Annotated in this window: 12 protein-coding genes; all 12 read right to left on the minus strand. The window is 43.0% G+C overall.

What is annotated here, in order from left to right; translation table 11 throughout:
- Positions 1-320: 320 nt before the first annotated feature.
- The 12 genes from F9Y84_RS04510 to flgB all read right to left on the minus strand — a co-directional run bounded on the left by F9Y84_RS04510 (position 321) and on the right by flgB (position 12,407).
- Entirely contained in the window at positions 321-1,283 is a 963-nt protein-coding gene (locus F9Y84_RS04510; protein ID WP_147390769.1) for a flagellin N-terminal helical domain-containing protein, read from the minus strand.
- A gap of 316 nt (positions 1,284-1,599) precedes the next feature.
- The gene (flgL, locus tag F9Y84_RS04515; RefSeq protein WP_147390770.1) at positions 1,600-2,835 is read right to left on the minus strand and encodes a flagellar hook-associated protein FlgL; all 1,236 of its coding nucleotides are present in this window, start codon (positions 2,833-2,835) and stop codon (positions 1,600-1,602) included.
- A 2-nt stretch (positions 2,836-2,837) separates the two neighbouring features.
- A complete protein-coding gene (locus F9Y84_RS04520; RefSeq protein ID WP_147390771.1) occupies positions 2,838-4,850 on the minus strand; it encodes a FlgK family flagellar hook-associated protein in 2,013 nt (670 codons plus the stop codon).
- Position 4,851: 1 nt separating this feature from the next.
- Positions 4,852-5,805, minus strand: a complete 954-nt coding sequence (flgJ, locus tag F9Y84_RS04525; protein ID WP_147390772.1) for a flagellar assembly peptidoglycan hydrolase FlgJ — start codon at positions 5,803-5,805, stop codon at positions 4,852-4,854.
- 104 nt (positions 5,806-5,909) lie between these two features.
- Complete coding sequence (locus tag F9Y84_RS04530; protein ID WP_373865591.1) at positions 5,910-7,028, minus strand: flagellar basal body P-ring protein FlgI; 1,119 nt, start codon at positions 7,026-7,028, stop codon at positions 5,910-5,912.
- Between the two features lie 2 nt (positions 7,029-7,030).
- Positions 7,031-7,714, minus strand: coding sequence for a flagellar basal body L-ring protein FlgH (gene flgH / locus F9Y84_RS04535; protein ID WP_125252066.1), 684 nt, complete (start codon positions 7,712-7,714; stop codon positions 7,031-7,033).
- 16 nt (positions 7,715-7,730) lie between these two features.
- Entirely contained in the window at positions 7,731-8,519 is a 789-nt protein-coding gene (gene flgG, locus F9Y84_RS04540; RefSeq protein ID WP_099640599.1) for a flagellar basal-body rod protein FlgG, read from the minus strand.
- A gap of 16 nt (positions 8,520-8,535) precedes the next feature.
- Complete coding sequence (locus F9Y84_RS04545) at positions 8,536-9,300, minus strand: flagellar basal body rod protein FlgF (RefSeq protein WP_147390773.1); 765 nt, start codon at positions 9,298-9,300, stop codon at positions 8,536-8,538.
- Positions 9,301-9,423: 123 nt separating this feature from the next.
- Positions 9,424-10,824, minus strand: coding sequence for a flagellar hook protein FlgE (flgE, locus tag F9Y84_RS04550; protein ID WP_128729610.1), 1,401 nt, complete (start codon positions 10,822-10,824; stop codon positions 9,424-9,426).
- 41 nt (positions 10,825-10,865) lie between these two features.
- Positions 10,866-11,546: a flagellar hook assembly protein FlgD gene (locus tag F9Y84_RS04555; RefSeq protein ID WP_147390774.1), complete on the minus strand. Its 681-nt coding sequence runs from the start codon at positions 11,544-11,546 to the stop codon at positions 10,866-10,868.
- 16 nt (positions 11,547-11,562) lie between these two features.
- A complete protein-coding gene (gene flgC, locus F9Y84_RS04560) occupies positions 11,563-11,994 on the minus strand; it encodes a flagellar basal body rod protein FlgC (RefSeq protein WP_125252070.1) in 432 nt (143 codons plus the stop codon).
- A gap of 2 nt (positions 11,995-11,996) precedes the next feature.
- Entirely contained in the window at positions 11,997-12,407 is a 411-nt protein-coding gene (gene flgB, locus F9Y84_RS04565) for a flagellar basal body rod protein FlgB (protein ID WP_125252071.1), read from the minus strand.
- Positions 12,408-12,910: the final 503 nt, after the last annotated feature.

Genomic DNA, 12,910 nt, shown 5'->3' on the forward strand with positions numbered 1-12,910 from the left:
CGCTAAGACTATTTAAACTGCCACCTAGAAGAGAAGATAGGCAGTATCCAAGAGCGATAAAGCCTAAGCCATCAAAGTACCCATATAAAAAAAGAAATGCCAGTCAGCTTAACTGACTGGCATTGGGCCATTTGGCCTCTTTTACTTAAATTTGAGAGTGAGTGTCATTTTTATAACACAAAGTTGGCATGCTATGTGCTAAATTTAACGTGTTCATTGTTTAAATGAACGCAGTTGGATTTTAAGCTCCTCCGCTTTATTATCCAATTCGGTGTCTAGGCAAATACCCCATTCGGCCTAGGCACCTTTACCTTCCTATATTATCCTAGAAGGCTTAAAGCCGCCTGAGGACGCTGGTTAGCCTGACTCAAGATTGTTTGGCTAGCCTGTTGAAGGATCTGCATTTTTGTTAAGTTTGCCGTTTCTTGCGCAAAGTCTGTATCTTTGATACGAGATTTAGCAGCAGATAAGTTTTCAGCAATATTCGACTGGTTACGAATTGTTGACTGGAATCGGTTTTGTACCGCACCTAGCTCAGCGCGTTTCTTATCAACTACTGCAATCAAAGCATCCATACCAGCCATTACTGCTTGCGCATTTGCTTGTGATGATACTGATATACCTGTCGCTGTGAAAACACCAGAGAAACTAGTTGCATCAGCAGATGCTCCTACTTGACTACTAATAGTGCCAGCAGTTGCACTCAATGAAGCTCCGGTTACACCACTTGCAATACCTGCGATACCTGAAAGCGTAAAGCCGCCATTTGATACTAAGCTGTTCGTCGTTGCTCCTACCGTTTGCATACTAAAGCTGATAGTCTGCACTGCATCAGCACCTACTTGGAAGTTAGCAGCATAAGAGCCGTCAAGTAGGTTTTGACCACCAAACGTTGTATCTGCTGCAACACGGTTTACTTCTTTTGATAGAGATTGGATTTCTTCTTGAATTGCCAATCTATCTTCATCAGTGTTAGAGCCGTTTGAAGCTTGTTGTGCTAGCGTACGGATACGCTGGAACATTGAGGTAACTTCGTCCATCGCACCTTCAGCAGTTTGTGCTAATGAGATACCGTCGTTTGCGTTACGATTACCTTGGTTTAGACCGTTAATTTGTGATGTTAAACGGTCTGAAATTTGTAGACCTGCCGCATCGTCAGCTGCGCTGTTAATACGGAAGCCTGAAGATAGACGCTTGAATGAGGTATCTAGTGAGTTACCAGAATTCATTAATTGTCTTTGTGCGTTCAATGAACTTACGTTAGTATTTACATAAAGTGCCATGATGGTTCTCCCACTTTAAATCGAGTCTTTCACTCTCAAACTTAGATTCTTTTCCAACCTTTGAATGTTTTTCACTCTCCGGCTTGGTTAATTAAGTTATCGGTCGGCAAAATATTTCCTTTAGTGTTTTTTTTAAAAAAAAATTATCATCATGATTAGTATAGATTTTTATCTTAAAACCAAACTATTTGACAAAGTTTTGACGGCAAGACATTACCAGCCTTAAATAATTACTAACTATATATAATTCAGACTGTTGGGTGAGAAAGGTAAAGTTTTAGTAGTTGTAGGGGAAGCAGCCTATAAAGGCTGCGTTTTAACGAATGTAGTCCAGTAAAGAAAGGTTAGTTAAACGACCAAATGTAGCTTGAGAGGCCTGCAAGGCGGTTTCATGCTTAGTAAGCTCAGAAATCGCAGAGTAAAAATCAACTTCCATCAGCGCTGCTTTATTAGCTTTGTTATCCACGTCAAGATCTGAGTTAGCCTGTTCGACCAATTTTGCAGCATTAAGTCTGCCACCAAGTCCTGCTTGAGCCTGTGATACCTTTATCTTTGCGTTATCCAAACCCGTAATGCCATCCGCAAGTGCCTGTTTGTAATCTTCACCCGTAATGCTTGGGTCTCGTAAAGAGGTGATCATAGATTCCAACGTGTTAAGAATATTTTCTTTCTGAGGCTTTTCTAAATCAAAGCTGATTTGCCCGGGTGCTGCGCCATCATACTTAAACTCCATCCCTGCTACTTTTACCGCATTACCTTCAAAGGTACCAGTCGAGATAACCGTACCGCCTTGCTCCAACTGATAGGTGTTTGGTGTGCCTGCAGCTATGACTAAATCAAAAGTATTCGCTCCTGCAGGAGCGGCAGGGTCTGCGTTGTAGTTTGCTTTGTGAAATTTATCAAATACTGCTTGCTCATCAACATAGACAGATGCCGAAGTCACCCCGCCAGATACAACCCCTGTATTTGAAGTGATATTGAGGCGTTTGTCTGCACTCTCAAAAACGTCAAAGCCATTGTCACTTGAACGAACTTCAACACTTTCTGCTATTTTTATTTTATGTTGACCTTGGTCGCCGTTGTAAACATACTCTCCGCTCGCTGAATCGAAGCTATAAGTTTGCGTATTGTCTTGATAGCCAGAAAATATAAACTTTCCATCTTCGCTTTTGGAGTTCATCAAATCCAAAATTGTGTCTTGGATTGATTCTAGCTCATCAGCAATTGACGCACGGTCAACATCCGACAGGCCACCATTACCCGCCTGAATGGATTTTGCATACGCACTATCTATCGCTGTTTTAATATTTTCCAAAACCGACTCTTGGGTATCCAACCGCGATGACAACATCGTTAAATTTTTTGTGTACTGATCGTTTGCTTGAATTCTATCGTCAAACAACATTGCTCTGGCGGTCGCGGAAGCGTCATCTGACGCACTCAATACCCGCTTTTGAGTATTAAGCTGTTGTGTGGCTTTATTAACATCTTGCTGATTACGCAAAATAGAATTGAGATTTGAATTAAAAATTTGATTTTGAGATAAACGCATAATTACCTCGCGGCACTTAATAAGGTATCAAATACAGTTCTAGCTGCAGATATCACCTGCGCTGATGCTGAATATGATTGTTGAAAACGTAATAGGTTTGCAGCTTCTTCATCCAAGTTTACGCCAGATAAAGATTCAAACCAGGCACTGGATTGGCTAGCAAGCGCCTCAAATGCTGCACTATTTGTTTTTGCCTGGTTGGTGATAACACCAACACCCGTCACAATATCGGCATACGCCTCGTTAAACGTTTTATGACTTTCGGTGCTGCCGGTAGACTCCACATTCTGTCTCACTAAATCTGACGACTTCAGGCCATCTAACGCAGCACCATTACGGTTATCATCAAAACCACCTGTATTAAAACTAATCTTGAAGCTGTCACCTGCATTCGGCGTTCCTTCAATGTCGAATGTAAATCCAAGATTATTAAACGGTGCAGGAGCTGCGCCAACTGTCGATAGTATATCTTTACCATTAGCAGGCGCGGTAAAGGTGTGATTCACCCCCGACGCACTAGTCAATGTGTACTCATCAGCATTGGCTGTCTTAGTTAACGTATACGGGCCATCATTTAATGTTGGCGGCGTTGTGGCCGTAAATGCACTCGTTGTTGGATCGGTATCCGTTACCGTGCCCGCTGATATTGTCGCCGTTCCGTTATTATCAGCGGATTTTTCAGTGCGAATAGGCGATGCCAATGCCAGCGCTTCAGGCCTTTGCGTTGCTAGTTCTAGACTTGTAGCCGCTTGTTGATTTAGTTTTACTAGAAATTTATCTCCGGTTGCCCCAGCACCAGTGACATTCATTTGCAAACCAAAATAATCCCCAGTACCCGTTATGACACCAGCAGCAATGGTACCAGTCGTTGGGTTACCAACAGGGTTACCTTTTGCGTCTACTGCGGTAATTTCTACCGTTGTCGGGCTGGTGTAAGTGACTTGGAAGTCCGTCGCAGGCAACTCATTGCCGCGGCCAGGTTCGAGCGTTGCCGTTAATGTAGCGGTACCGGTATTATCGCCATAAGCAAAACCACCTACAGTCGGGATTTTAAACAAGTCTCCACCTATATTACCGTCTAAGTCCATCCCTAACTTATTTTGTTGATTAAAGGCGTCCGCTAATGCAAGTCCTATCTGACCTAGTTGATTTTGTGCTGGAATTAATACTTCATCTCTAAAAGCAAGTAACCCACCTATTTTTCCTTTCAAACTGCCACTATCTAACTCTAACTGAACAACATTTTTATCTTTGATGTCCAGAACAAGTGATTTGTGGTTGGGGTCAGGGTCTCCTTTGTTTGCAAACAAGTTAAACGCACCTCCTTGCATAACAAGGGCATCACCCGTGCCAAGAAAAACAAGCTTTTCGCCATTTTCACCATCGAGTGTCTCAATATCTACCAGTTCAGCTAGATCTTTAATTGCTTGGTCTCGCTCGTTGAGTACACTGTGATCAACACTATTAAGATTAAGCGCTGACTGACTTGCAACTTGCTTGTTCAATTCACTGATTTTTTGTACTAAGTTGTTTGCCTCTTGCGAAAAAATATCGAGCTGGTCATTCACAATACTACTTTGATCAACCACAATACCTGACAGCCTGTCCATTTGATCAATTAATCCCTGTGCACCTGTCATAAACAAAGAGCGATTTGTGGTAGATGATGGTAAATTTACTGCGCTCTGAAGATTATTAAACATTGCGTTAATGCTTTTACTCAGGCTGTTAGACTCCTGAGCAAATAACGTATCAACACGACTGGATTCAGTCACAAACTGCTCGTAATAGGATTGGTTTGAAATATCTCGGTTCAACTGTTGCTGTGCGAACTGATTAAGTAGGCGCACGGTTTCACCACGGCCAACCATACCACCTATCATCGTACCGTGTTCTGTTCTCTCACGGATATAACCTTTGGTATTTAGGTTTGCGATGTTTTTACTGGTAGTTTGCAGTAATTCTGAGTTTGCTCTAACTCCTGCAGCTCCAATGTTTAATAGATCAAATGACATTTCATCTGACTCCCTTTGTTAACGCACCAGATACCAAATCGGATATATCTATGCGTTTTAAAACAGACTTAATTTTGTTGGCATAATTTGGGTCAGTCGCGTAACCCGCATTTTGTAGTTCATCAAGATAGGCATGACTGTCTTCGGCTTTGGCGAGCGCCTGTTGATATCTCGGGTTATCTTGGAGAAAACTGACATAATCATTAAAACTTTGCTCTAATGAATGATAAGCACGAAAATGTGCTTGCTTCTTCACAGGCAACCCGCCTTCAAACTCAAGCGTCGATTTTTTGGCACTCTCTCCATCCCAACGGCTATCAGCCTTAATATTAAAGAGATTAAAACTGCTGCTACCATCATGTTTGCTAATAATGTGTTTGCCCCACCCTGTTTCTAATGCTGCTTGTGCAACCATTACCGCAGGATTTAACCCCAGCTTTTTCGCAGCTGACTGCGCATAGTTCCAGACACTTTCGACAAATTCTTTAGGCGAACCAAACCCTATTTGTTCATCACTATTTTGTGTGCTCAAAGCATCTGACCGCTTTATTGTTGTTGGAGCTGGTTGGTTGGTCGCAATGTCAGCGTCAGCACGTAGGACAGAAGCTGGCTTATACTTCTCAGAGTTAGGCGATAGTTGTTGCACGATAAGGTCTGCAAGTCCTAAGCTACCTTTTTTAGATAAGTGCATAGAAAGTTGCTGGTCGTGCATTTCTTCAAAGAATTTCACGCCACTAGAGTTGAAAGGGCTATCTTTATCTTCCAGCGCTTCATTCGCTTTTCTCATACTTTGCAATAACATCTGTGTGAAAATCGATTCAAACTGCTGTGCAGCTTTTTTCAGTGCTTGATCTGACGCTCCCTGATCACCAGCTCCCTTGAGTGCCTCTTTACGGATCGAGTCAAGGTTCCCTAAATCGAAAAAGCTTTGATTTTTTAACTGATCGGTATTCATAACACTACGCACTATTTACAATTCTATAGTTCAAACAATGCAATATACGAGCCAAAAAAAAGCCTCACTATTGTGAGGCTAACTAATTGATTAATAATAAAACACTATATGACGACTAATTGACCATTTATAGCACCAGCCTCTTTTAATGCTTCTAGAATCGCCATTAAATCACCCGGAGCGGCCCCGACTTGATTAATCGCTCTTACTAAATCGTCAAGACTAACACCTGGGTCAAATACAAAAGCACGAGAGTCATCCTGATCCACATCAATGATACTTTGCTGTGTAACCACGGTTTCACCATTTGCGAGCTCATTCGGTTGTGAAACATTTTGCTGTTCAGCAATCGTCACTGTCAGTCCACCATGAGTAATAGCCGCTGGTTGAAGTTTGACATTTTTTCCTATCACAATAGTCCCAGTTCTTGAGTTGACAATAATTTTAGCGGCGGTGTCCGCAGGTTTAAACTCAAGGTTTTCCAATGTCGAAAGGTAGGCGACACGCTGTGATGGGTCGCGCGGTGCAATTACTCTAACAGAGGCAGCGTCCATCGGCTTTGCACTATTTGGTCCCACCAAATCGTTAATGGTATCAGCCAGACGCTTTGCAGTTGTGAAGTCAGGTCTATTAAGGTTGAAGGTAATATAATCGCCTTGTGTAAATGGACTTGGGACTGCTCGCTCAACAGTTGCTCCATTAGCCACTCGTCCAACTGTAGGCGTATTAATAACGACCCGGCTGCCATCAGCACCGTCTGCACCTAACCCGCCAACAATCAAACTTCCTTGGGCAATAGCGTATACGTTACCGTCAACCCCCTTTAGGAAGGTTTGCAATAAAGTACCGCCGCGCAAGCTACCAGCACTACCAATCGATGAAACCGTCACGTCAATGGTTTGACCAGGCTTCACAAAAGGAGGTAAATCAGCATGTACTGCCACCGCAGCCACATTCTTGATTTTCGGCTTAAGCGATGCGGGCATAGTGATCCCAAAGCTATTAAGCATTGCTTTGAAGCTTTGCTCTGTGAATCTGGTTTGCTCCCCAGTTCCAGGAAGACCAACCACTAGTCCATACCCCACTAGTTGGTTCGAACGAACACCTTCAACCATACTGACGTCTTTTACCCGCTCTGCAGCAGCGAAGGATGGATAAAGTATTAGTGATGCAGTAACGCAACTAAAGAGAAAATACTTAAGAAATTGAATCATTTTCTGCATCCTTAAAATGGCATGATGGCACTCATGAAGAAACTAGTTAACCAACCCGCACTTTGTACTTCTTGTTGATCGCCTTTACCGGAATATTGGATCCTCGCATTCGCAACTCGATTAGATTCGACCGTGTTATCGGCAGTCACATCTTGCGGTCTAACCAGCCCTTCCAGTCGAATAAACTCTTCTCCGGTATTAAGTGTTAACCACTTCTCCCCACGGATCACCAAATTTCCATTAGGTAGAACACGCGTCACATTCACAGAAATATTGCCAAACAGACTATTTGACTGATTCGACTTCGAATCGCCTGAAAATGACGAGCTAGATTTCGCACCAAACTGAATTGCTTCATTACCTATGTTTATTGCGTTGGCACCCAAACCAATAATGGGATCTAAGCTTGAGTCACTTGACTTATCTAACTCTGAATTAGCTGCTTTTGTTGCCTGAGTCGTCTCGCGCAGCACGATCGTAATAATGTCCCCGACCCTCAACGCTTTTTTATCTGCATACAAATCATTTGAAAATTGTGTATTAAACAGTGATCCTGTGGCTACTATCTGTACTTGGTTATCTTCAGGATAAATCGGTGCATAATACGGGTCATCACGCACCACACTTTTGTTTTGGGTCGTACTACATCCAGACAATGCAGCTACCGTTACTATGGCCAAATATAATGCACGCATATTACCCCCTACCCAGTTACAACTGCTGGTTAATGTAGCTCAACATCTGGTCAACAGATGAGATAACTTTAGAGTTCATTTCATAGACACGCTGCGTTTCAATCAGATTAACTAATTCTTCAGTAACGTTTACGTTCGATGTCTCGAGTGCTCCTTGAACAATTTTACCAAGCCCTTCTACACTTGGGTTACCTTGCACTGGAGCACCACTTACCGCTGTCTCTGTATATAAGTTCTGCCCTATCGGCTCTAGACCTGAAGGGTTAATGAAGTCACTAATAGTCAACTGGCCAATAACAACATTTTCAGCTTGACCAGCAACACGGACTGATACTTCACCGTCCTGCGATATAGTGATTGATTGAGCATCATCTGGCACGTTCATCTCTGGCAACACCGGGAAGCCGGCACCTGATGTGACGACGCGACCTTCTTCATCAGTGGTAAATTGTCCGTTGCGAGAATAGGCCGTCGTTCCATCCGGCATTTGTATTTCAAAAAAACCTGGGCCTTGGATCATCCAGTCTAAAGAGTTTTCTGTACTCAACATGTTGCCTTGTGAGAAATTCTTTTGGTTCGCCACCACTTTAGCACCGGCCCCAAGCATCAGACCTGAAGGCAACTCTGTATCCTGAGAGCTTCTTCCTCCTGGCTGGTTAATATTTTGGTATAACAAATCTTCAAAAATCGCACGACTCTTTTTATATCCAACAGTACTGGCGTTAGCCAAGTTGTTAGAGATAACTGAAATATCGGTTTGTTGTGCATCCAAACCGGTTTTACTTATCCACAATGCAGGATTCATAATTTCTACCTCACTCTTAAACTATGCGTAGGAGCGAAGTGTGTCGCTCATCTATTTCTTCAGCTGTTTTCATCAGCTTAATTTGCATTTCAAATTGCCTTTGATGATTGATCATATCAACCATCTCGTGAACTGGATTTACATTAGACATTTCTAGGAAGCCGCTCATCACTTTGGCGGTAGGTGATACCTCACAAAAACCGCAGAACCCATCTTCCAAAGTGTCTTCTTTGGGCCTGAATAGACCGTCATTTCCTTTTTCTAGTTTGTTGCTGTCAGCCTTTATAATCTTCAGCCTATCAACAACCTCTAGAAAATTAGCAGGCGCTCCTTGTGGACGAACTTGAATGGAGCCATCATCGCTAAACACCACTTTATCTACAGGTATGGGTAGAACAATCGGCCCACCTTCGCCAATAAGTTGACGCCCATGAGCAGTAACTAACGCACCGTCATTACGAATATTCAACGTACCAACTTTGGTATATGCTTCTTCGCCTGATGCGTCAACAACACTGATCCAAGACTTATCATCAACAGCTATATCTAGCTCCCGACCGGTTTCGACTATTGCCCCACCAGTCATATTAGTTCCTGGGCGCTCTTGCATTGCAAACACACGGGTAGGTAACCCTTCACCAAATGCCTGCATTGAACGAGCCTGTGCAAAGTCCGCTTTGAAGCCAGTCGTGTTGGCATTTGCTAGGTTATTCGCTTTTAACGCCACACCACGTAAGCTTTGCTTAGCGCCTGACATCGCGATATACACCATTTTATCCATGACGATGACCTATAAAATTCTAACTTGGTATATGTAATGCAAACTCAATGCCAAAATGGTGAAGTGTTTTTGACGGGAATAAAAAAGGCTGCTTGAGAAGCAGCCTTTGGAGGGCATAATATATTATCGTATCTGTAATATATTCTGTTGTAATGTTGAATTAACTTCGAGTGCTCGCGAGTTAGCCTGGAAATTACGCTGTGCGCTTATCAAGTCAACCAGCTCATTAGTTAAGTTTACGTTTGACTGCTCTAAGGCTGAAGAGCTAATACTGCCTAAAGTACCAGTGTTAGGTTCCCCTGCCAGTGGTTCACCAGAGGATAGACTCTTCTTCCATTCAGTATTGCCTATCGCTTGTAGGCCTTGTGAATTTGGAAAACGTACTAATGCAACTTGACCTAAATAAGTGGAGTCGCCATTAGTGTAAGATGCAACTACCTTACCATCAGAGCCAATATCAATTCCCGCCAAACGGCCAACTGTGGCACCATCTTGTTCCAATGCTTTTACTTCAAATCGACCTGACGAGTATTGAGTCGGCAGCTTTTGCGCTGTGTTTGCTTCATCGCGCCAGTTTACGACAATATCATTGGGAAAAGTCGCACCATTATCAAGCAAATTCGACATACCAATTGTCGGATCCGTTGCGTCTTGTGGGCCTGCCAGACTGAGCGGGTTAAAAGTCGAACCGGTATTATTATTAAAAACTAGCGGCGTTGCTGATGGGTCAGCAGCAGTCTGTGATGGAATACCACTGGCATCAAAGCGAAATACACTGACAGGCGTATACGGAATTGGTGGCGTTGCCGTCGGATCAATCTGTCTGGCATTATGGTTAAACGGTTTGTCATCTAACGTTGCATAGGTAGACCATTCATTGTCAGCTGTTTTTCTGAAAAATAGCTGTAGCGTATGAGACTCACCAAGCGAATCATACACGGTAATAGCCGTTCTGGAGTTATACGACGCGCGTTGCTCTGGGTCAAACGCAATCGTCGGTGGCTGAACCGTTGCATCAAGGTTGAACGACGTATAAATCTGAGATGTGGCACGAGGCGAGCCTGACGCGTCTGGGATTTGTACTGGCGACGTGGTACTCAAACTCAATGATGTGGTATCACCTGTTGAGGGGTCAACTGGGAACCCCTGCAAATAGTCACCTTTGGCGTTTACAATAAAGTTGTCTTTATTGAGTTTAAACGCGCCAGCTCTAGAATACGTGAAGTCCTGTGACTGTAATGAGTTTGACATGGCAAAATAGCCCTCACCCTCAATCGCCAAATCAAGTGAATTCTGTGTAAACTTGAGTGAACCTTGGTGAAATTGCTGCGCAACCATAGTGGTTTGCACACCATCACCATTTTTCGTTTTACCTGAACTAAAAACAGACGAAGCGTATACATCAGCAAATTCTGCTCGAGACTCTTTAAAGCCTGTGGTGTTTACGTTAGCGATGTTATTTGCCGTTACATCCAAGTCTTTTTGCGCGGCCGCAATACCTGTCAATGCTATGTTAAAACTCATACTCTCACCTCTAATTTCTTAAGGTTAATTCTCTAAAACTATTATGCTATTTCAGCAATGTCAGTTAAGCGCACCGCGCCTTCTTTCGTGTTAATAACGATGCCATTTGCACCATTAACATTCACACTATCTATATTTCTGAATGTCGCTGATGGAAGTGTCTGGTACTCACCTTCAATCATCCCTTCAGCTTTGATGGTGTACTCACCCGGAGGCATTGTTTCACCGTCTTTATTTTTACCGTCCCACGTAAACCTCACAGCACCGGCGCTTTGCTCACCGAGCTCTAATGTATTCACCAGGGCACCAGCTTCGTCATAAATTCCTACGGATAAATTCTGTACCGGCTCTTGAACAATAACAGAGCCTTTAGATAAGGAATCTCCACCATGCTCTAGTGTCGTAGACTCCAGCAACGCCTTTTTACCAATTAATGTTGACGCTTGTAATGCCGAGTTTGAAGTCATGGATGCTGCTAACGAGTCAAAGTTCTCATTAAGCTTCGAAATCCCCTCAGCCATTGTAAAACTCGTCATTTGCGCAATCATCTGGTCATTATCAGCAGGTTTACTCGGATCCTGAAAGGACAGCTGTTGAGTAAGTAGCGAGAAAAAGTCTTCTTGCGACAACTCATCTCTGGGCTTTTGCTCCTCGGCCTGCTTTTGCCTGTCCCAGTAGAGTGAATCTACACCCGTTGATGTGGCATTTACGTTATTACTCATCAGCTGTTACTCCCAATTAGCGCTGGCCTAGTTGCAGCGTTTTTGTCAGCATCTGTTTTGCTGCATCTGCAACTTGTACATTGGTTTGATATGAACGGGACGCTGAAATCATATTTGCCATCTCTTCCACCACATTCACATTCGGTTTATAAATGTAGCCATTTGCATCTGCACTGGGATGATTGGGGTTATACTCCACTTGAAGTGGCTTATCACTCTCAACTACACCCAGCACTTTAACTCCTACAGATGAACCGGCAGCATTGCTTTGAGACGCTGCGGCCTTGGTAAGTTCAGCGGCAAAAACGGGATGTCTAGCTCGATATACTTTATCTTGGCTAGAGCTAACGGAGTTTGCATTAGATATATTACTCGCGGTCGTATTCAGGCGCACATTTTGTGCACTCATGCCAGAACCTGCTATATCAAAAACGTTATATAAACTCATCGTTATGCCCCTTGACTACCTAGAGCTTTTTTAAGCCCTTTGAACTTACCAGATAGGAACTGCATACTGGCTTGGTACTCTAATGCGTTTTGTACATACAAGTTTCGTTCCACCTGTATATCAACTGAGTTACCATCACCTGTATCTGCTTGATTTGGCGAACGATATAGCTCAGATGAATTACTCATTTTAGTACCACCACTTAGGTGCTTGGCATCTGTTCTGACCATATCATTGCCGCTTCTTTGCGATGACTTTGCCGCTTTCAAGGCACTCGCAAAATCGATATCTTTCGCTTTATATCCTGGAGTATCTGCATTTGCGATATTGCTTGCTAAAATTTCAGCACGTTGAGAACGAAGTAGCATTGTGTGCTGATGTACACCCAACGCTTTATCGAAACTGATTGCCATTATCTCACTCCAAAAATTTGACTCATTAGGTAAAAGCAATATTCAGGCCAATTAGAGATTCATTTTAAATCCTTACAATTCAACAGGATAGGAGCGTATCAATAGCAGTTAATATTCTTTGCACCAGTTTACACAGTACAATATAGGGAATTTGTATCGGCATTAAAGGGATGACTTTCACGATTGTGACAATCTCAAGAGTATGCCTATGTGAATAAAATAACGGCAGAGCGTTTAAAGTAACTTGGCGGAGTGGTACTGGTTTGTACAATGCCGACTCAATTTGAAGGAGTAAATCTGATGCGAACTGCGTTAAAAGTGTCTTGTTTATTTAGAGCAACTCAATAGCGAAATTTTTGCCTGCCTACAGAGCGTAGGTACCTCAGCGTAAGCAGGGTTATTGACAAGATTTTCTCGCCTCAAAATAGACCACTTAATTAAGGTAATTGGTATTAGGGATCACAGCGGCTGGATAATAAGTTATTATTTCGAGCTCAAATTGG

The organism is Pseudoalteromonas peptidolytica (genome assembly GCF_012641745.1).
In the GTDB taxonomy this organism is placed as follows: Bacteria; Pseudomonadota; Gammaproteobacteria; order Enterobacterales; family Alteromonadaceae; genus Pseudoalteromonas; species Pseudoalteromonas peptidolytica.